We start from the raw sequence: 19861 nt of genomic DNA on the forward strand, positions 1-19861 counted from the left end.
TGCTTTTTTTATCACGAATTTTGACAAAACTTCAACCGTATCTATTTTATGACTCTCAGACTCGGTTTTCCGCGAGGTCGAGGAGGCTCGTCGTCGCTAGGGGAAACTGTATCATCAGTGTCAACCGTCTCTACGACGTCAATACTTTGCAGCTCTTCCTGCTCTTGTTCTTGAGCCTGTTCAAGTTGCTGAATGTATGAGTCTTCCGGTTCAAACATCGTCCCTGCACCATTTTCACGTGCATAGATTGCCTGAACAGCGAAAATAGGCACAATAACAGAGTGAGGACGCCCGCCAAAACGAGCGTTGAACATGATTGCATCGTTACCAAGCTCTAGATTCCCGACAGCCCTTGGGGCGATGTTCAGAATGATCTGCCCGTCCTGAATGAACTCAACTGGTACCCGAACACCAGGCAGCGTTGCATCAACAACCAGATGAGGTGTCAAATCGTTCTCTAGTAACCAGTCATAAAAGGCCCGAAGCATATACGGGCGCCGAGGCGTCATATTATCCATGAGTTATACATCCTGCCCGAATTAACGAGATAAACGCATCTCACGCTCAGTTTCAGTTAAAGAAGCCAAGAATGAATCTCGTTCAAAAACACGGTTCATATACACTTTCAACTCTTTTGAACCCGGACCAATGAGATCGATTCCCAACACAGGTAAACGCCATAATAGCGGTGCGAGATAACAATCCACCAAGCTAAATTCTTCACTCATGAAATACTCAAATTCAGCAAATACTGGCGCTAATGTCAGTAAATCATTTTGTAACTTACTTCTTGCAGACTCGGCTTCGCTAACAGAACCATTTATAACTTTGTCAGCGAGTGAATACCAGTTCCGTTCAATACGATAAACCATTAAACGGCTATTACCGCGTGCTACAGGATAAACCGGCATCAGTGGTGGATGTGGAAAACGCTCATCCAGATATTCCATAATAATTTTTGAGTCATAAAGTGCAAGTTCACGATCGATAAGGGTCGGTACTGATTTATATGGATTTAACTCAATCAGTTCCGCAGGTAAGTTCGATTCATCAACTAACTCTACCTCGACACTCACACCTTTCTCAGCCAGAACAATTCTCACCTGATGACTATACATATCTGAGGCACTTGAAAATAAAGTCATCACAGAACGTTTATTGGCAGCAACAGCCATGGAACCCTCCAGCACACAATAATAATAAAAACAATGGAGGCAAGCCTCCATTGATAATTCAAACTCTGACAAACAGCGTGACATAATAGCATAATTAGTGCACATCACGCCAACACTCTTTCTTCAGAGAACAAAGAATCACCTAAGGATACTTATCTAGAAGATAATATGTCATACACTATATTCAACACGGTTATCACCATTGATAACATGCGAGAGTCTGGCATGTTGAATCCACTCCAGGAAGAGGTTTAAACACATGACACGATTTAGTTTTCAATATTTCACTCTTCCAAACCGCTCGAATAGATAATTCATCCAACCGATATAAAAAAACCCGGCAATATGCCGGGTTTTCGAAACCACATAAAACGTAATTAACGTTTTGAAAACTGTGGACGACGACGTGCTTTACGTAGACCAACTTTCTTACGTTCAACGCGACGAGCGTCACGAGTAACGTAGCCAGCTGCGCGTAGAGCAGGACGTAGAGACTCATCATATTCCATCAACGCACGAGTGATACCGTGACGAATAGCACCTGCCTGACCTGAAATACCGCCACCTTTTACAGTGATGTACAGATCAAGTTTGTCAGTCATCTCAACTAACTCAAGCGGTTGTTGAACAACCATACGAGCTGTAGGACGACCAAAGTACTCATCAAGGCTACGCTTGTTGATTACGATGTTACCGCTGCCTGGTTTAATAAAAACACGTGCAGCTGAGCTTTTGCGACGGCCAGTGCCGTAGTATTGATTCTCTGCCATTTCCGAAATCCCCAATTAGATGTCTAGTACTTTTGGTTGTTGAGCAGCATGGTTGTGCTCAGCGCCAGCGTAAACTTTCAGTTTACGGTACATAGCACGGCCTAGAGGACCACGTGGAAGCATACCTTTAACCGCTAGCTCGATAATCATCTCTGGTTTGTAGTCGATCAGTTTATCAAAAGTGATAGACTTGATACCACCAGGAAACTCAGAGTGACGATAATAAGTCTTAGCTGCAGATTTATTACCTGTTACAGCCACTTTCTCTGCGTTAACAACGATGATGTAATCACCAGTATCAACGTGAGGCGTATATTCAGCTTTATGCTTGCCACGTAAGCGAGATGCAATTTCACTTGCCAGACGACCAAGAGTTTTACCCTCTGCGTCCACAACATACCAGTCGCGTTTTACAGTTTCTGGTTTAGCAACGAAAGTTTTCATGCTAATAATAACCCGTTATTTAAAATTTACACTTAAGGAGCAATTGCTCCCACTGTCTAGAGCCCAGTCATCACCCCTTCGAGTGGTTGGCACTCTCGGTCTGAATAAGAAACAGACCTACAGTAACGGTGGGTCGCAGGATTATAGAGAAGTGCGAAAAAAAAATCATCTTTTTTCTGACAAAAATTTATTTTTTAACCCAATCAATTTAAAAGCTTGTTAAACGGTTATGACAAGTGCTCTTTCAGCAAATATTCACGACTTTGCATCTCAATCAAACGAGAACGGCAACGCTGAAATTCAAATGCTAACTGTCCACCTTGATATAATGCATCCAAAGCAACTTCTGCTGAAATAATCAATTTAACATGACGCTCATAAAACTCGTCAACGAGGGCGATAAAGCGCCGAGCGCCATCATCCAACGCCGCATTCATCAGCTTCACATCAGCTAATAAAACGGTATGGTACAAACGAGACAGTTCAATGTAATCATTCTGACTTCTCATACTTTGGCATAGCTGTGCAAATGTGGCGAACAGCACACCATTGGCTGCTTTTAATACTGGTACTTGCCGATGATTGATTTCAATACTAGACGTGACATCTGAGTCATGGCTGATGAGTTGACGATAGTAACTTTCCAAACGGGTTCTTGATTGTTCATCGTTCGGGAAATGATAAATTTCTGCCTGTTCAAGCGTCCTCAACCGATAGTCAACACCGCTATCGACATTCATCACAAGACAATGCTTTTTAATTAACTCGATTGCTGGAAGGAAGCGTGCTCGTTGTAAGCCATTCCGATATAAATCGTCCGGTGGAATATTCGAAGTGGCAACCAAAACGATATTCCGAGCGAAAAGCGCCTGGAAAAGAGTCCCCAAAATCATGGCATCGGTAATATCCGAAACAAAAAACTCGTCAAAACAGATAATCTCGGTTTCCGAGCTAAACTTATCAGCAACTATTTCGAGTGGGTCATTCACATGATGAAGGAGCTTCAACTCTTCATGAACGCGATACATAAAGCGGTGAAAATGCACTCTCATTTTTTTCTGAGTCGGGAGCGCATCATAGAAAGTATCCATCAGGTAAGTTTTCCCTCTCCCGACGCCCCCCCAAAAATATAACCCTTTGGGGGGAATGGGACGCTGGACGTTTTTTCTGAGCAAACGAGTCAATAACGAATCTCGTTCAATCGGTCTTTCCAGATAGGCGAGAAATCGATGATACAGATCATCCAAAGCGTCGACTGCCATTAATTGAGCGTCATCTTTCTGAAAATTATTGTCTTTCAAATCTTGATCGTAACGTTGCCTAGGTGTCATAAATATCGAGTAAAATAAGAAGAGAGGAAAGTGTGCAGCGCAACACATGCTTTTTGCTTTATCAGCTAAGGAAGTCATAGTACCATGTCCTTTGAGCATGTGTAACCTTTTGGTAAAAAACATGTTAAATAACAACAATAAGGAGCGGTTATGCCTTGGATCTATACCATCATAGGTTTGCTGATTGGATGTGTCGTCGGTGTCGTGATCACTCGCCTGACAACCCCCCAATATAAAAACCAGAAGTCCGTACAAAAAGACTTGGATAATGCGAAGTTTGAGCTAGAGCAACAACGACAAGAGCTAATGGATCATTTTGCCCAAACCGCAGAGATGCTGGACACAATAGGCAAAGATTATACGAAGCTCTATCAACATTTAGCGAAAACATCTTCTGAGCTGATTCCGAATCTTCCTGAACAAGATAATCCATTTATCAAAACGATCGTCAAGCATAAAGAGGTTGAATCTCAAGAATCTCCGGACCAAAGTCTGCCGCCAAAAGACTATGCATTGGGTGCTTCAGGCCAGCTAAGAAATGAAGAAAAACCAATTATCCACTCGAAAGATATTATTAACGCGCAACCAAATTAAAATTTTTGTGAACTTTGCAAAGGTTTTTGAGTCTTAAAACACACTGACGCTGTTGAAAATTTTATATCAAGATATCAAATAGTTACAACAGGTGATTTCCATAGAGGAGTTTTAAGATGAAAAAACCTTTGCTTGCATTAGCAACCCTATCATTATGCATGAGTTCGATCATCACCCCGCTACCAGCAGCGGCAGCTCTGCCTATCGCCGTTAACGGAGAGCAATTACCAAGTCTAGCGCCAATGCTTGAGCATGTGACGCCAGCCGTCGTTTCTATCGCAGTTGAAGGGACACAAGTATCCCATCAGCGCCTACCAGAACAATTCCGTTTCTTCTTTGGCCCGAATTTTCCAACTGAACAACTCGAGAAACGTCCTTTTAAAGCACTTGGTTCAGGGGTCATCATTAATGCAGACAAAGGGTATGTCGTCACCAACTACCATGTTATTAACGGTGCCGACAAAATCCGAGTAAAACTCTCTGACGGTCGTGAATATAAAGCCGAACTCGTCGGTGGCGACAAAATGTCAGATATCGCGCTGATTAAATTAGAGAAAGCGAAAAACCTCACTCAAATCAAACTATCCGATTCAGACAAAATCCGGGTTGGTGATTTTGCAGTTGCAATTGGTAATCCATTCGGTCTGGGACAGACCGTCACTTCCGGCATTATCTCTGCTTTAGGCCGAAGTGGACTAAATATTGAAAACTTCGAAAACTTTATCCAAACCGATGCCGCAATTAATAGCGGTAACTCGGGGGGTGCACTGGTCAACCTAAAAGGCGAACTGATCGGGATTAACACTGCGATACTTGGCCCGAATGGCGGCAATGTGGGCATTGGTTTTGCGATTCCAGCCAACATGATGAAAAACCTGACGGATCAAATCCTCGAATATGGTGAAGTCAAACGCGGGATGCTTGGTGTCCAAGGTGGAGAAGTGACTTCAGAACTGGCACAAGCGATGGGATATTCATCGAGTAAAGGTGCATTTATCAGTCAAGTCGTCCCGGATAGTGCCGCAGATAAAGCTGGATTAAAAGCAGGTGACATCATTGTCTCCGTCAATGGTAAAGATATTGATTCTTTCTCTGAACTGCGAGCCAAAGTGGCAACCCTCGGTGCAGGTAAGAAGGTGAAACTCGGTATCCTCAGAGATGGAAAAGAACAAACATTCGATGTCACGCTGGGTAAACAAAACGAGACTAAAACTCAGGCGAAAGCCCTGTACGAAGGACTCTCTGGCGCCGAGCTGTCTAACACGACTTCAAGCGACCCAATCCAAGGGGTCAAAGTGACCCATGTTGAAAAAGGCTCTCCGGCTGAAGGCTATCAGCTTCAAGAAGGAGATATCATTATCGGTCTGAACAGACAGCGAGTGAAAAACATTGCTGAGTTGAGAAAGATTCTGGAGAAATCACCAAGTATTCTAGCCCTGAATATTCAACGTGATGATCGAACCATCTACCTCGTCATCCGTTAATTCCAGCTATTATTGGGCCTTTCTGATGAAAGGCCCATTTTCTATTGATTCAGAGAGTGCTATTCTTTCCACCTTATATACATGTTTGTAATGGTTCAGTGGATTGAAATATGATAGCTAACTTACTTCGTTCTGTTGGAATTGGATTAGTGACCGCACTCGTCGTCATTATTTCTGTTCCGTCTTTGAGAAGCCATATTTTCCCCCCGGCAAAGAATCCACAACCAACTAATATCAACACGCTACAAATCACTTTCAATCAAGCCGTACGTAGAGCAGCACCAGCAGTCGTGAATATTTATAGCCGTAAGTATGCTGCCAATGACCGCTCAAAGTTATCAACACAAGGTTTGGGCTCAGGCGTCATTGTCAGTGAAAAAGGCTATATCATTACTAATTACCACGTCATTGCTCAAGCCGATCAAGTGATCGTTGCACTTCAGGACGGTCGGGTTGCAGCAGCGCAACTGGTTGGTAAAGACCGTCGTTCAGATATTGCAGTCCTTCGAATTGAAGACTCGAACTTACCCGTTATTCCTCAAAATCCAAACTATTCACCCCAGGTTGGAGATGTTGTACTCGCAATTGGTAACCCCTATAACTTAGGCCAAACCACCACCTTCGGAATTATTTCAGCGACGGGACGTTCTTCAATCAGCATTGATGGTCGGCAGGCATTTATTCAGACTGATGCAGCAATCAACGAAGGTAACTCTGGCGGTGCTTTAGTCAATACCCAAGGTGAACTTGTCGGTATCAATACGGCTTCATTTCAGCAAGCAACGGATCTGGAAACTTATGGTATTTCTTTTGCCATCCCCTATAAACTTGCCAATAAGATTATGGAAAAAATCATTGCTGACGGACGCGTGATTCGAGGGTATATAGGGATTGACGGACAAGATATCAGTTCAGTTGAATCTCGGCTTCTCGGGAATGAACATATCGGTGGGATCATTGTTCTCGGTGTCGATCCGAATGGCCCTGCTGCTTCAGCAGGCTTTAAGCCTCAAGATATCATCATCAAAATTGACGGTAAAAAAATTAACGGACGTCAAAGTGTTATGGACTTAGTGACCGATCTGCGTCCGGGGACAACCATTCATGTCGATGTCATCAGGAAAGGCAAGGAAATCACCATTCCGGTCACTGTTGCTGAAGATACTCGGGATTAATCCAATCAATCCTCTTCCTCATATCATGAAATAGAAGACATAAAAAACGGAGCCATCTGGCTCCGTTTTTTTGAGAACGCATGTCTGAGACAGCATTACTTCTTAGTAAGTTTCTCTTTAATACGAGCTGACTTACCAGAGCGTTCGCGTAGATAGTACAACTTGGCACGACGTACTGCACCACGACGCTTAACTTCAATACTGTCAACAGCTGGAGAGTGTGTTTGGAACGTACGCTCAACACCTTCACCGTTAGAAATTTTACGAACGGTAAATGCTGAGTGAAGACCACGGTTACGAACAGCGATTACAACGCCTTCAAATGCCTGTAAACGCTCACGCTCACCTTCTTTAACCTTGACTTGCACAACGACAGTGTCGCCTGGTGCAAATTTTGGTAGGTCTTGCTTCATTTGCTCTTGCTCAAGAGCTTTGATGATATTACTCATTGTTAATTTTCCTAGAATAAACTGATACTCAATTAATTGAAGTTACTTAGCTTGATATTCTTGAATGAATTCAACTAGTAACTGTTCCTGTTCGTCAGTCAGAGCTAGGTTTTCCAGGAGCTCCGGTCTTCTTAGCCAAGTACGGCCTAACGACTGTTTCAGTCGCCAACGACGAATGTCCCGATGATTCCCCGATTTCAATACGGCGGGAATTTCTTTCCCATCCAATACTTCCGGGCGCGTATAATGAGGACAATCCAGCAATCCATTAGCAAAAGAATCTTCTTCTGCCGATGCAAAATCCCCAAGAACACCGGGGACAAACCGAGCTGCTGCATCAATCATTATCATTGCCGGCAATTCACCACCAGTCATGACAAAGTCTCCGACAGACCACTCTTCATCAACTTCTGACTCAATAATACGCTCATCGACCCCTTCGTACCGACCACAAATCAAAATTAAGTTTTCATCTGCTGCCAGTTCTTCAACCCCACATTGATCGAGTTTTCGTCCCTGTGGAGAAAGGTATATAACTTTCGTCTTTCCGGGAGCGGATGCTTTGGCTGCATGGATGGCATCACGCAAAGGCTGTACCATCATGAGCATACCAGGCCCACCCCCATAGGGTTTATCGTCAACTGTACGATGCCTATCATGAGTAAAGTCTCTCGGATTCCAGACTTCAACTGATAGTAACCCTTTTTTTACCGCTTGACCTGTGACGCCATAATCAGTCACAGAACGAAACATTTCAGGAAAAAGGCTAATAACGCCAACCCACATCATTTTCTCGCTCTGTACCGTGGCATCAGAATCCAGGATCCCAGTCAACTTCGATCCGTTGAGCGGAGCGATCAATATTCTTAATCACTTGCTCTTCAAGGAACGGAATTAAACGTTCCTTTTGTCCAAAAGCATCTTTTAGATTCGCTTTCACAACCAAAACATCATTTGAGCCGGTTTCCATGAGGTCAATGACCTCGCCCAGATGGTAGCCACCTGTGGTGATCACCTGCATCCCAAATAATTCTCGCCAGTAGAACTCATCTTCTGACAGTTCAGGGAGTGACGCAGAGTCAACTGAAATCTCAAAATTGGTTAAAAGAAGGGAGTCTTCACGAACATCCAATCCTTCAAGCTTTACCACCATCCCTTTGTTATGGCGTTTCCAGCTTTCAACTTTGTACTCAATCCACTCTCCCTTACGGTTAATATACCAAGGGCTATAATCAAAAATACTTTCCGGATTGTCTGTGAAGGAAAAAACCTTAAGCCAACCGCGAATGCCGTAAGTTGATCCAAACTTACCAACAACAATTTTACTTTTCGGTTCACTCATTGTGCCTTGACCTTCCATCGACATTTACTAGTCATCTACAAATAGATTAAGCCGCTTTTTGAGCGTCTTTTACTAGTTTTGCTACACGATCAGACAGAGATGCACCTTGTCCAACCCAGTGGTTTACACGATCCAAATCAAGGCGAAGACCTTCTTCTTGACCAGATGCAGTAGGGTTGAAGAAACCTACTTTCTCAATGAAACGACCAGTAGCAGCATTGCGGCTGTCCGCAACTACAATTTGATAAAATGGACGCTTTTTAGCGCCGTGACGTGCCAAACGAATGGTTACCATATCGTCCTCTTTGCTTGCTTATATAATAAAATTAACCCCAAGAACTGTTTTTCAGAACAGTCGATTGGGGTCTCGTGCCAATTTAAAGCCCCCGAATTTTACTCTTATTCAGAGTCATTGCAAGGGCTTTAGCTATTTTTTAGCCATTGTGCGTCAACATGACGAAACCGCAGTAACTTACCGTCCAAATGGGTTAAAACCGCCACCCATCATCCCCTGCATATTTCTCATCATGCCTTTCATGCCGCCTTTCTGCATTTTTTTCATCATTTTCTGCATTTGCGTAAACTGCTTCAGTAATCGGTTCACATCTTGTACCTGTGTTCCGGAACCAGCAGCGATTCTCTTCTTCCGAGAGCCCTTAATTACATCGGGATTCTGACGTTCTTTCATTGTCATCGAGCTGATAATCGCTTCCATCTGTTTGAACATCCGATCATCAACTTTATCTTTAATACCGTCTTTCATGTTTGCCATTCCGGGAAGTTTATCCAGCATTCCCATCATGCCACCCATATTTTGCATCTGTCCCAATTGCTCCCGGAAGTCTTCCAAATCAAAGCCTTTTTTCTCTTTAAACTTTTGAGCAAGTTTCTGGGCTTTTTCCTGATCAACGTTACGCTGTAGATCTTCAATGAGAGAAAGAACATCCCCCATCCCCAAAATACGCGACGCAACGCGATCTGGATGGAAGGGTTCTAAAGCATCGGTTTTTTCTCCGACACCCAAGAACTTGATTGGTTTTCCCGTCACATGACGAACAGATAGCGCGGCACCACCACGTGCATCCCCATCGACTTTAGTTAAGACGACCCCTGTCAGAGGCAGTGCATCACCAAAAGCCTTCGCGGTATTTGCAGCATCCTGACCTGTCATTGCATCGACAACAAACAGCGTCTCAACAGGATTTACCGCCCGATGAAGCTCCTGGATTTCAGACATCATTTCTTCATCGATAGCCAAGCGCCCTGCCGTATCGACGATGAGAACGTCATAAAACTTTTTCCGCGCCTGATCAATTGCAGCTAAAGCAATATCAAGCGGTTTCTGGTCTGCTGTTGAAGGAAAGAAGTCAACGCCAATATCGGTTGCCAGTGTTTCCAATTGTTTGATGGCAGCAGGACGATAAACGTCTGCGGAAACCACCAAGACTTTCTTCTTATCTCGTTCTTTCAGTAGTTTCGACAGCTTACCGACACTGGTTGTTTTACCTGCACCTTGTAAGCCTGCCATCAAAACGACAGCCGGAGGCTGAGCGGCAAGGTTCAGCGCTTCATTCGAGGCGCCCATCACCGCTTCAAGTTCAGCTTGTACAATCTTGATGAACTCCTGCCCCGGAGTGAGCGATTTGGAGACTTCGACGCCAACCGCGCCTTCTTTGACCCGACTGACAAATTCACGGATAACAGGAAGTGCGACATCGGCCTCAAGCAGAGCCATCCGCACTTCTCTCAGTGTTTCTTTGATGTTTTCTTCGGTCAAACGACCTTTACCACTGATATTCTTCAGCGTCTTGGACAAACGATCAGTTAGATTCTCAAACATACTGCATCTCTTCGCGGTGCTGTGAATTTCTATAAATTAGGTCCGAGTATACCTTAGCCAAAGCAGATAGTCATATCTGTTCAATCATCGACATCTCTTCCCTGGCTTCGATATTCTGGCGAAATCGGCAATCCCCCATTTCGGCTGTAAACGATTTGTTTTATGTCATTCAAAATTAAGTAGTCAACCGTGGCTCATTGACACATAGGCATGTATAATTCATCTTCTTTACAATCTTTTTGATGAGATATATGGATAAGTTTATCGCAATAGTTGCTTCGCTTTTTTACTGTCTCGCTATTGCAACCATCATTCCGGGGCTGGCCAATCAAACGGGTATCAAAGCAAAAGCCGTATTGATTTTCGCTGCAACTGCGCTGCTCTTACATGCGTGGTTACTCAGCGATCTGATCTTTCATCCTAACGGCCAGAATCTAAGCATCCTGAACGTTGGTTCTCTCATCAGTTTCATCGTTGGCTTAGTGATGAGCGGTGCGATGCTAAGAACCCGGTTGTGGTTTATGCTGCCAGTGGTTTACTGTTTTGCGGCAATTAATTTGTCGGCGGCTGCAAGCCTTCCCGGAAATTTCATCACTCATATGGAAGACAACCTACCGTTGCTGATCCATATTTTCCTTGCGCTATTCTCTTATTCGACACTGACAATCGGAGCACTGTATGCACTCCAATTAGCTTGGTTAGATCATAAGCTAAAAGCGAAAAAATCATTGGCGATTAATCCAAATCTCCCTCCTTTACTCCAAATAGAGAGACAACTGTTCCGTATCATTTTGATCGGTAATGTGCTGTTAACCGGTACCTTAATCACCGGTTTTGTCTTCATCGAAGAAATCTTTGCTCAAGGGAAAGAACACAAAGGTATCTTGTCGGTCATTGCTTGGGTTGTATATACCGTGCTTCTATGGGGCCACTATCAGAAAGGATGGCGAGGAAGAAAGGTGACCTGGTTTGCGATTGCCGGAGCTTTTATTTTAACTTTGGCTTACTTCGGCAGCCGTTTTGTCCGAGAATTCATCTTACATTAACTTGTTGAAATACTTTATGGATTGACACAAAAATAGAGTTCAGCCATAAAGGTCACAACATCAATAAAGGAAGTCATTTATTTTGGACGACATATCAACTGGTGTCTTATTTACGCTACTTGCGTGTCTTATCATCATCTCAGGATATTTCTCCGGTTCAGAAACAGGCATGATGGCATTAAATCGCTATCGCCTGAAGCATCTGGCTAAAACAGGCCATAAAGGTGCAAAGCGTGTTGAAAAACTATTAAGCCGCCCAGACCGTCTGATCGGTCTGATTCTGATCGGCAATAACTTAGTCAATATTATCGCTTCCGCAATTGCGACGATTCTCGGCATGCGGCTGGGTGGAAACATGGGGGTTGCGATAGCAACCGGTATTTTGACACTGGTGATTCTGGTCTTTGCCGAGGTCACGCCGAAAACACTCGCAGCACTCCATCCAGAAAAAGTTTCTTATATCAGTAGTTTCCTGCTGACGATTCTCATGAAACTCCTGTCGCCACTAGTACTCTTCGTCAATCTTATCACCAACGGATTTATTAAGCTGTTGGGTGTCTCGGCACGACAAAATGGCGGAGATCATCTCAGTTCGGAAGAACTAAGAACCGTGGTTAATGAAGCGGGTGGGCTGATCCCGAAACGACATCAAGACATGCTATTATCTATTCTTGATTTAGAGCACGTCACCGTAAACGATATTATGGTCCCTCGTAATGAGATTACCGGCATTAATATCAATGATGACTGGAAATCGATCGTCCGTCAGTTAACCCATTCACCTCATGGTCGAGTGGTCCTCTACCGAGATAATATTGATGAAGTCGTGGGGATTTTAAAACTCAGAGACCCCTTCCGTCTGATGCTTGAAAAAAACGAGTTCAATAAAGAGATGTTACTTCGCGCCGCAGACGAGGTGTATTTCATTCCGGAATCAACACCACTCAATGTGCAGTTACTGAAGTTCCAGAGAAATAAAGAGCGGATTGGACTGATTGTTGATGAATATGGCGATATCAATGGCCTTGTCACGCTTGAAGATATTCTTGAAGAGATCGTTGGCGAGTTTACGACTTCAATTTCTCCAAGCCTTGCGGATGAAATTACACCGCAGAGTGATGGTAGTTTCCTCATCGAAGGCAGCGCCAATATTCGGGATATCAACAAAAGCCTGAAATGGAAATTACCAACCAACGGACCAAGAACTTTAAACGGTTTAATTCTGGAACATCTAGAAGATATTCCTCAAACCCAACTCAGCATCAATGTTGCCCAACATGCGATGGAAATCATTGATATTGAAGAAAATAGAATTAAGCTCGTCAAAGTTTTTCCGGACAAAGCCAAAAAATCGTAACGTATACTCAATAACAGATCATGGTGATGGCTTTGGCTTCAGTATTTAAAATCAACTGACACATCCACTAAAAACAATCACCACCGCCCAAGGCGGTGGTTTAGAGCTGACAATAAAAAGCTTGGCATAGAGCCAAGCTTTTTTGTAAACATGCATTGTCTTTGTAAACATGTATTGTCGTCAGCGACAATCAGTCCACTTTCAGTTCCTGAAGCATTGATTCTGGTAGCGCCAGAGCATCATTCTGATTCACACTGATACCACTTGAAATGACAGCTTTAGCAATATCTTTCGCCTCATCCAGAGAGTGCATCGCTGCAGTTCCGCATTGATAAATATTTAATTCCGGAATCTTGTTCTGGTCTTCAACCTTCAGTACATCTTCCATTGCGGCTAACCAAGCATCAGCGACTCGCTGCTCAGAAGGCACGCCAATTAAGCTCATGTAGAAGCCTGTCCGGCATCCCATTGGGGAAATATCAATAATTTCAACGCCGTTACCATTGAGATGAGCTCTCATAAAGCCCGCAAATAAGTGTTCTAATGTATGAATACCTTTCTCGGAAAGGATATCTTGATTCGGCACGGTAAAGCGTAAATCAAACACTGTAATCGTATCGCCTTTAGGGGTATTCATTGTTTTAGCAACACGAACGGCAGGGGCATTCATACGTGTATGATCCACCGTAAAACTATCTAATAATGGCATAATAATAATTCTCCACTTTGACTGATTCGAACAATCAGCATCAATTGTATCTTGTTGGTCGTACAACATTATCTCAGATAACCTTCACTAAACTTTGATGTTTAGTGCAAAGTTATTACAACGATACCCGACACCTGTATTTCCAGTGATTATTTACATGCAACTTGGAGCGGTTGTTCTTCCTGAGTATTCAAATAGGAAAAATACTGCTGTAAAAATGCATCGAAGTCACAACGATCATCTTGTTCAATTTGATCTTGCTCTACCATAGAACGAGTGACTTCTTCTTCCATCAGTTTTTGTGAGTAATACTGATAATTATGCGCCAGATGATACTGACGATAAACGTCACCAAGCGCTCGGCCCGTTTTTCCTAATCCACCAGACTGTCTAATCTGTTCCAAGAACTGTCCGGATAATGTACTTTCCGGCAGATCAATACAAGTCGATAACTGTTCACAGACATCCTGATAAGCGTGATCACCCGTGGCTTGATCCATCCATTCAGCGACAAGTTTTAACTCACCGAAAACCCGCTTCGCCCAAGCTTGTAAAGTCAGCACTTCACCATGACACCCGATTTGAAGCTCTAATCCGGGCTTTCTGCCTTCCAGAATCACTTTTTGCCAGTTTTCTCTCCAGCAATTCAGCTCACAATCATCCATCGGTTCCGAGTCCGATAATGCCGTCCAAGTCAGGAAAAGATCCAAGAAGCGTATTTGAGGTTCAGTAATGCCTATCGGGCTAAATGGATTAACATCCAATGAACGCACTTCAATGTATTCAATACCTCGATTTTCCAATGCTTCAGAAGGCTTTTCGCCACTCTGTGTCACACGCTTAGGTCGAATCGGAGCATATAATTCGTTTTCGATTTGAAGCACATTACTATTCAGTTGATTGTACTCACCATTAACTTTCACGCCGATCTGAGCAAATTCTTCCGATGGAGAATGAATCGCCTGACGAAGCCCTTCAAGATATTGTTCGAGACTATTGAAACCGATTTTGAGAGTACTCTGAGCACTATTGGTATAGCCTAAATCACTCAGTCGTAGCGAGGTAGCATACGGCAGGTATAACGTCTCACCGATGTTTTCAAAAGGTAGTGATGTTTCACGGCCTTTGATAAATGATGAACATAATGCTGGCGATGCACCAAACAGATAAGGGAGTAACCAGCCGAATCGGTAGTAATTTCGAATCACGCCCAGATAAGCTTCTGATTTCGAAGCGCAGCGTTCACTGTCAGATTGCTTGCCGTATATGGCATCCCAGAAAGATTCCGGAAAAGAGAAATTAAAATGAACCCCAGAAATAATCTGCATCAGACTACCGTAACGATTCTTTAATCCCTGACGGTACAGCGTCTTCATCTTACCGATGTTCGACGTCCCATATTTTGCGAGTTGAATGTTTTCTTCATCGCCGACATAGCAAGGCATTGACATTGGCCATAGCCCCTCGTCATCGATTGTGACCTGCGCAAAACGATGAATGTCGGATAGTTGCTGAACCAAAGTCGAAATATCCTGACTCACCGGTGTAATAAACTCAAGCAACTGTTCTGCAAAATCTGTCGTAATAAACTGGTTTGTTAATGCAGCACCCAATGCTTCCGGGTGCGGTGTCTGTACTAACTGTCCATCTTTGGTATATCGTAACGTCTCTCGCTCAACACCCCGATTAAAAGCGTTGACGATATCCGGTTGTTGAGCAACCAACTTTAGTCGTGTGGCAAAATTAGTCAAAATATTATTCGCTTCTTGTAAGTTTGTCGTACCCAGTCAGAAAATCCCAGACACCCCGACAAATCAGCTTCTCGTATAGTCTTTATGTGTACTCTAATGGACGATTTCAAGATCTTCCATCGGGATTTTTAACTTTTCTAACTGCGGTTTTAGGGTCTTCATGTCACCCACAACAATAATCTGATAATCCTTCGGATTGAACCATTTTTTTGCCAGTTGATCCAATACATCTCGATCAACCGTCGCAACAATCTGATTTCTCTGCTGAAGATAATCATGATCCAAACTATATGCCATAATACCATTGAGCAGTTGAGACTTTTGTGACGGTGTCTCGTAAGACAATGCATCCTGCTGCCCAACGGCAAGGCGCATGAAATGCATCTCTTCCGGCGTCATCCCCGATTGACTGTAACGCTTCATTTCACGTTGTATTTCTCGAATCGCATTGACTGTTGCATCATTGCGAACCGAGGCACTATAGATGATGACGCCAATTTCCCGGTTGCCTGCCAACGTGCTACTCACGCCATAGGTATAACCTTTGTCCTCTCTCAAATTCTGATTCATTCGGCTATTGAAGTTACCAGCCAAATTAAAATTCGCCAGTTGTGTCAGGAATTGCTCTCCCGTCGCATCAAACGGTAATCCCTGACGGACATAACGAACAATACTTTGTAAAGCACCCGGCTTGTCAACAAGATAGATCTTCTGTCCATGCAGCTCAGGAACGATTTGGGGATCCAACAAAGGTGCATCATCACCTTTCCATGCCGATAAAGAAGCAACTGATTTAATCGCTTCTTGCTTGGAAATATCACCCACAATAGCAATCTGAGTACCATGGGGAGTATAGTGCTGATGATAAAAAGACTTCACGTCATCCAAAGTGATTGCACCAAGCGACGTTTCAGTCCCCTCGCTGATACGTGAAAACAACGAATCACCGAACAATACTTGCTGAGTCGCCTGTGAAGCAAGCCAGCCCAACTTTTGATGTTGATAAATCGCACCTTGAATCATTTGATTTCGAATCCGCTTAAAGTCTGATACGGCAAACTTAGGCTGGAATAGCATCTCCTCAACAATTGCCATTGTTCGAGGCAGATTCTTACTCAAACTCGAGATGGTAATACGTGTCGTATAAGTTTGAGTATCAACAGATATCACTGAGCCAAGTTTATCCAGTTCGGATTGTATTTGCTCCGCTGAGTGAGCCAGACTGCCTTCAGATAATAGAAGAGCCGTTAATTCAGCCAGCCCCTCTTTTCCCTGAGGAACAAAACGATTTCCTGCCGGTAAATTAATACTCACCAAAACCGTCGGAGTCTCTGTTGTGACCGTCCCCATCAGCGCAATACCATTTTCATAATATGCGCTATAAAGCTTCGGCATGTGTAACGTGACCGGGCCAGACGTCGAAGGAATCACCGAGCGATCAAAAGAGTCGCTAACAGTCCGAAATGCCAGCGCCTGATCATCAATATGACGAGGAGCGGCACTGATATGCTTTGGTGCGACAAAGTTCGCAGGCCTGACCGCCAGATTATTGTGTCCTTGAGGTACAACACTTAAAGTCACTTTATGATGATTAACAATAAATTGCCGCAACACACGCCGCACCGACGCAGAAGAAACCGTGTCCAGCTCATCCAGTTCTTGCTGCAACCGATCCGGTTGCCCAAAGAATGTTTGGTTACTGGCTAACTGAGTGACCTTTCCTTTGACACTTTCCAAAGCAAAAACGGCATTGGCTTTTGCCATTCCTTTAATTTCATCCAGCCGTTCCTGTGCAACGCCCTGCTTTTCAAGCTTTCTGACGATATTGAGTAGTTTCTGAGACAACTGTTGCAAATCATGCTGCTTGTCTGATGGTGCCATTGCATAAACATAGAATGTACAGGCAAGCTCACCACACTTCTGAAAAGCACCGGCACTTAACGCTTGCTGAGTTTTGACCAGTGACTGATAGAGTAAACTGTTATTCCCATCACCAAGCACTTGAGCCAGCACATCAAGCGAAGCTTGGCTTTTCGCCCCTTCATATTCCGTCGGCCAGCCGATCACAACCATCGGTTGCCGAATACGATCTTTCATTGTGACATATCGATCTGTCGACAACGTAACCGGACGTTTTAAGGGCCCCTTCACCTCAGGTCCTTTAGGGATGGACCCAAAATACTTTCCGACCCAAGCGAGGGTCTGTTCAGTATCGATATTCCCCCCGATGGTCAAAACAGCATTGTTCGGGCCATACCAACGGAGAAAGAATGCTTTTAAATCATTGACATCCACATGGTCTAAATCCTGAACATATCCGATTGGCTGCCATGAATAGGGGTGCTCCTGAGGAAACATTGCTTCTCCCATTTTTTCCCACATCAAGCCATAAGGACGATTATCATAATTCTGAGCCCGCTCGTTTTTAACGGTGTCACGCTGAATTTCGAATTTTCGTTGCGAGACAGCGTCCAACAAAAAGCCCATCCGATCAGACTCAAGCCAAAGCACTTTTTCAAGCTGGTTAGCCGGCACCGTTTCATAATAATTAGTGCGGTCCTGATTTGTAGACCCATTCAAAGAGCCACCCGCTTCGGTAATCAACTTAAAATGCTGTTGATCCTTCACATGCTTTGAGCCTTGAAACATCATATGTTCAAAAAAATGAGCGAATCCGGTTCTTCCCTGCGACTCTCTGGCAGAACCGACATGATAAGTGACATCGACATGCACTAATGGATCAGAGTGATCCGGAGACAAAATAACTGTCAGGCCATTGGCTAGTTTATATTTAGAATATGGAATTTGTACTTTACCGGGTTGAGGCTGTTGCTTCTCAACCAAAGTGACACCTTGAGGAAGGGCATCAGAATTACGAACGGAAGAACAACCGGAAAAAACAACCAGACAGAGAAGGCAAAGCAATAGCTTTCTCATCTTATCTCCTTAAAACAAACCATAAAATAACGCAGCCAATATGGCATATCGAATCGCTTTACCGATCAGGATCAACAACATAGAAGGAAGAAAGCGCATCCGAAGCCAGCCAGCGGCAATACACATTGCATCACCAATCACAGGTAACCAACTAAATAACAAAGCCCAGTAGCCATATTGTCTTAACCAAGCTAAAGACTTCTGACCGCGTTTATTCTCCTGAGTTCTATTCGGAAGCCATATACCGATCCCATAATTCACCATGCCACCCAGCGTATTGCCCAACGTGGCCACAGCAATAATCGTGAAAGTCGGATATTGATGAAGATTGAGGATCGCAATTAAAGCGGCTTCAGAGCCGCCCGGTAGAATGGTAGCACTCAGAAAGCCACCAATAAAGAGTGCCCAAAGTGCTGATTCCTGTAAAGAAAACCCGTATCCTGAAAAAAAGGTTTCCAAGAATTCTAACATTGCATATCAAGCAGAATTTTGCCTCGGGTATGACCGATTGCAACTTGGCGATGCGCTTCTTGCACCTCATATAGCGGGTAAATATGCTGAATTTCTGTTTTCAGTAAGCCAACCCCAACCATATACAGCATGGTATCAAGTTGTTCAGGCTCCGGATCAACCAGCATTCCCATCGCATTAAAACCGAGTAACTTGGCTTTGTCACAAATCATCTCAGCCGTCACCGTCGGTACTGTAACGACTGTTGCCTGATCTTTTAGGCATTTCAAGGCATCTAATGCAACCTGCCCGCCAACCAAATCGATCAGTACATCCACATCTTCCAGTCGTTCAGATACTGGTGCAAAGTTATAATTAATCGCGTGCGCGCCCAGCGTTGCCAGATAATCAAGATTTTCTTCACTGCAAGTGGTGTAAACTTCCGCTTTGGCAGCTACTGCAATTTGGACAGCTAAATGCCCGACCCCGCCAGCACCGGCAAGAATCAAGACTCGATCGCCTTCTTTCACCTGCGCTTTATTTAATGCCTGAACCGCCGTTTGACCCGCCAATGGCAATACAGCAGCCGCTTCCAGTGTAACCGAAGGAGGCACATAGCTTAATTCACTTTCAGGCACACAAACATACTGGCTATAGCCACCACCTTTCAAAGGAAAACCAATGAAACCAGCGACAAAATCATTCACCTGAAACCGTTCAGCGTCTTGACCACATCTAATCACGGTCCCGGAAATATCATAACCGGGTACCCATGGCAGTTGATCTTTGTTCTGATCGGCAGCCCACCCCAACCCGGATCGGGTTTTTACATCGATTGGATTGATACCAGCAAAAGCAACTTTGACCAACACTTCTCCGGCTCCGGGTTCAGGTATCGAATTGGATTGAATCACCAATACATCTTCGTCACCAAACTGGGTTATCGCAATTTGCTTGTTATCCATATCCAAACATCCTTTACTTATTCATATCGATGTAAAAATCAA

General features: G+C 43.9%; 20 protein-coding genes. 5 read left to right on the plus strand and 15 right to left on the minus strand.

Going from position 1 to position 19861, the window contains the following annotated elements; genetic code table 11:
• Positions 1-41 precede the first annotated feature (41 nt).
• The 5 genes from sspB to zapE all read right to left on the minus strand — a co-directional run bounded on the left by sspB (position 42) and on the right by zapE (position 3720).
• The gene (sspB, locus tag MKS89_RS12160; RefSeq protein ID WP_373636453.1) at positions 42-509 is read right to left on the minus strand and encodes a ClpXP protease specificity-enhancing factor; all 468 of its coding nucleotides are present in this window, start codon (positions 507-509) and stop codon (positions 42-44) included.
• A 30-nt stretch (positions 510-539) separates the two neighbouring features.
• The gene (gene sspA, locus MKS89_RS12165; protein ID WP_072955948.1) at positions 540-1175 is read right to left on the minus strand and encodes a stringent starvation protein SspA; all 636 of its coding nucleotides are present in this window, start codon (positions 1173-1175) and stop codon (positions 540-542) included.
• Positions 1176-1552: 377 nt separating this feature from the next.
• Positions 1553-1945: a 30S ribosomal protein S9 gene (gene rpsI / locus MKS89_RS12170; protein ID WP_038183163.1), complete on the minus strand. Its 393-nt coding sequence runs from the start codon at positions 1943-1945 to the stop codon at positions 1553-1555.
• A gap of 15 nt (positions 1946-1960) precedes the next feature.
• Positions 1961-2389, minus strand: a complete 429-nt coding sequence (gene rplM / locus MKS89_RS12175; protein ID WP_072955946.1) for a 50S ribosomal protein L13 — start codon at positions 2387-2389, stop codon at positions 1961-1963.
• A 227-nt stretch (positions 2390-2616) separates the two neighbouring features.
• Positions 2617-3720 (minus strand): cell division protein ZapE, encoded by a 1104-nt coding sequence (gene zapE / locus MKS89_RS12180; protein ID WP_072956454.1) that lies wholly within the window; start codon positions 3718-3720, stop codon positions 2617-2619.
• Positions 3721-3870: 150 nt separating this feature from the next.
• Between zapE and zapG the strand changes: the two genes are divergently transcribed.
• The 3 genes from zapG to degS all read left to right on the plus strand — a co-directional run bounded on the left by zapG (position 3871) and on the right by degS (position 6973).
• Entirely contained in the window at positions 3871-4314 is a 444-nt protein-coding gene (gene zapG, locus MKS89_RS12185) for a Z-ring associated protein ZapG (protein ID WP_072955944.1), read from the plus strand.
• A gap of 116 nt (positions 4315-4430) precedes the next feature.
• Positions 4431-5798, plus strand: coding sequence for a DegQ family serine endoprotease (locus MKS89_RS12190; protein WP_072955942.1), 1368 nt, complete (start codon positions 4431-4433; stop codon positions 5796-5798).
• Between the two features lie 110 nt (positions 5799-5908).
• Positions 5909-6973, plus strand: coding sequence for an outer membrane-stress sensor serine endopeptidase DegS (gene degS / locus MKS89_RS12195; RefSeq protein WP_072955940.1), 1065 nt, complete (start codon positions 5909-5911; stop codon positions 6971-6973).
• Between the two features lie 95 nt (positions 6974-7068).
• Here the strand turns inward: degS and rplS are convergent, their stop codons facing one another.
• The 5 genes from rplS to ffh form a co-directional block, all read right to left on the minus strand.
• Positions 7069-7422 (minus strand): 50S ribosomal protein L19, encoded by a 354-nt coding sequence (gene rplS, locus MKS89_RS12200; RefSeq protein WP_072955938.1) that lies wholly within the window; start codon positions 7420-7422, stop codon positions 7069-7071.
• Positions 7423-7464: 42 nt separating this feature from the next.
• A complete protein-coding gene (gene trmD / locus MKS89_RS12205) occupies positions 7465-8208 on the minus strand; it encodes a tRNA (guanosine(37)-N1)-methyltransferase TrmD (protein WP_072956452.1) in 744 nt (247 codons plus the stop codon).
• A gap of 25 nt (positions 8209-8233) precedes the next feature.
• Positions 8234-8788 (minus strand): ribosome maturation factor RimM, encoded by a 555-nt coding sequence (gene rimM / locus MKS89_RS12210; protein ID WP_072955936.1) that lies wholly within the window; start codon positions 8786-8788, stop codon positions 8234-8236.
• A 22-nt stretch (positions 8789-8810) separates the two neighbouring features.
• Positions 8811-9059 (minus strand): 30S ribosomal protein S16, encoded by a 249-nt coding sequence (gene rpsP / locus MKS89_RS12215; RefSeq protein ID WP_059121562.1) that lies wholly within the window; start codon positions 9057-9059, stop codon positions 8811-8813.
• 177 nt (positions 9060-9236) lie between these two features.
• Complete coding sequence (gene ffh / locus MKS89_RS12220) at positions 9237-10604, minus strand: signal recognition particle protein (protein WP_072955934.1); 1368 nt, start codon at positions 10602-10604, stop codon at positions 9237-9239.
• Between the two features lie 251 nt (positions 10605-10855).
• On the opposite strand from ffh, the gene MKS89_RS12225 reads away from it, so the two are divergent.
• Both MKS89_RS12225 and MKS89_RS12230 read left to right on the plus strand, forming a co-directional pair.
• Positions 10856-11650: a cytochrome C assembly family protein gene (locus MKS89_RS12225; RefSeq protein ID WP_072955932.1), complete on the plus strand. Its 795-nt coding sequence runs from the start codon at positions 10856-10858 to the stop codon at positions 11648-11650.
• Positions 11651-11732: 82 nt separating this feature from the next.
• Positions 11733-13007, plus strand: coding sequence for an HlyC/CorC family transporter (locus MKS89_RS12230; RefSeq protein ID WP_072955930.1), 1275 nt, complete (start codon positions 11733-11735; stop codon positions 13005-13007).
• A gap of 190 nt (positions 13008-13197) precedes the next feature.
• On the opposite strand, the gene luxS is transcribed toward MKS89_RS12230, so the two are convergent.
• The 5 genes from luxS to MKS89_RS12255 form a co-directional block, all read right to left on the minus strand.
• On the minus strand, positions 13198-13716 hold the full coding sequence (gene luxS / locus MKS89_RS12235; RefSeq protein WP_072956449.1) for an S-ribosylhomocysteine lyase: 519 nt from the start codon (positions 13714-13716) through the stop codon (positions 13198-13200).
• Positions 13717-13865: 149 nt separating this feature from the next.
• On the minus strand, positions 13866-15467 hold the full coding sequence (gene gshA / locus MKS89_RS12240; protein ID WP_072955929.1) for a glutamate--cysteine ligase: 1602 nt from the start codon (positions 15465-15467) through the stop codon (positions 13866-13868).
• A gap of 93 nt (positions 15468-15560) precedes the next feature.
• Positions 15561-18404 (minus strand): M16 family metallopeptidase, encoded by a 2844-nt coding sequence (locus MKS89_RS12245; protein WP_072955927.1) that lies wholly within the window; start codon positions 18402-18404, stop codon positions 15561-15563.
• Positions 18405-18413: 9 nt separating this feature from the next.
• Positions 18414-18875, minus strand: coding sequence for a YqaA family protein (locus tag MKS89_RS12250; protein WP_072955925.1), 462 nt, complete (start codon positions 18873-18875; stop codon positions 18414-18416).
• Positions 18869-19819, minus strand: coding sequence for an NADP-dependent oxidoreductase (locus tag MKS89_RS12255; RefSeq protein ID WP_072955922.1), 951 nt, complete (start codon positions 19817-19819; stop codon positions 18869-18871). Before MKS89_RS12255 ends, MKS89_RS12250 begins: the two co-directional genes overlap by 7 nt.
• Positions 19820-19861: the final 42 nt, after the last annotated feature.

Source organism: Vibrio gazogenes (assembly GCF_023920225.1).
GTDB lineage: Bacteria > Pseudomonadota > Gammaproteobacteria > Enterobacterales > Vibrionaceae > Vibrio > Vibrio gazogenes.

Coding starts and splice junctions, on each gene's coding strand:
- sspB (WP_373636453.1), bottom strand. CDS start 509: ATGACGCCTCGGCGCCCGTATATGCTTCGGGCCTTTTATGACTGGTTA.
- sspA (WP_072955948.1), bottom strand. CDS start 1,175: ATGGCTGTTGCTGCCAATAAACGTTCTGTGATGACTTTATTTTCAAGT.
- rpsI (WP_038183163.1), bottom strand. CDS start 1,945: ATGGCAGAGAATCAATACTACGGCACTGGCCGTCGCAAAAGCTCAGCT.
- rplM (WP_072955946.1), bottom strand. CDS start 2,389: ATGAAAACTTTCGTTGCTAAACCAGAAACTGTAAAACGCGACTGGTAT.
- zapE (WP_072956454.1), bottom strand. CDS start 3,720: ATGACACCTAGGCAACGTTACGATCAAGATTTGAAAGACAATAATTTT.
- zapG (WP_072955944.1), top strand. CDS start 3,871: ATGCCTTGGATCTATACCATCATAGGTTTGCTGATTGGATGTGTCGTC.
- MKS89_RS12190 (WP_072955942.1), top strand. CDS start 4,431: ATGAAAAAACCTTTGCTTGCATTAGCAACCCTATCATTATGCATGAGT.
- degS (WP_072955940.1), top strand. CDS start 5,909: ATGATAGCTAACTTACTTCGTTCTGTTGGAATTGGATTAGTGACCGCA.
- rplS (WP_072955938.1), bottom strand. CDS start 7,422: ATGAGTAATATCATCAAAGCTCTTGAGCAAGAGCAAATGAAGCAAGAC.
- trmD (WP_072956452.1), bottom strand. CDS start 8,208: ATGTGGGTTGGCGTTATTAGCCTTTTTCCTGAAATGTTTCGTTCTGTG.
- rimM (WP_072955936.1), bottom strand. CDS start 8,788: ATGTCGATGGAAGGTCAAGGCACAATGAGTGAACCGAAAAGTAAAATT.
- rpsP (WP_059121562.1), bottom strand. CDS start 9,059: ATGGTAACCATTCGTTTGGCACGTCACGGCGCTAAAAAGCGTCCATTT.
- ffh (WP_072955934.1), bottom strand. CDS start 10,604: ATGTTTGAGAATCTAACTGATCGTTTGTCCAAGACGCTGAAGAATATC.
- MKS89_RS12225 (WP_072955932.1), top strand. CDS start 10,856: ATGGATAAGTTTATCGCAATAGTTGCTTCGCTTTTTTACTGTCTCGCT.
- luxS (WP_072956449.1), bottom strand. CDS start 13,716: ATGCCATTATTAGATAGTTTTACGGTGGATCATACACGTATGAATGCC.
- MKS89_RS12245 (WP_072955927.1), bottom strand. CDS start 18,404: ATGAGAAAGCTATTGCTTTGCCTTCTCTGTCTGGTTGTTTTTTCCGGT.
- MKS89_RS12250 (WP_072955925.1), bottom strand. CDS start 18,875: ATGTTAGAATTCTTGGAAACCTTTTTTTCAGGATACGGGTTTTCTTTA.
- MKS89_RS12255 (WP_072955922.1), bottom strand. CDS start 19,819: ATGGATAACAAGCAAATTGCGATAACCCAGTTTGGTGACGAAGATGTA.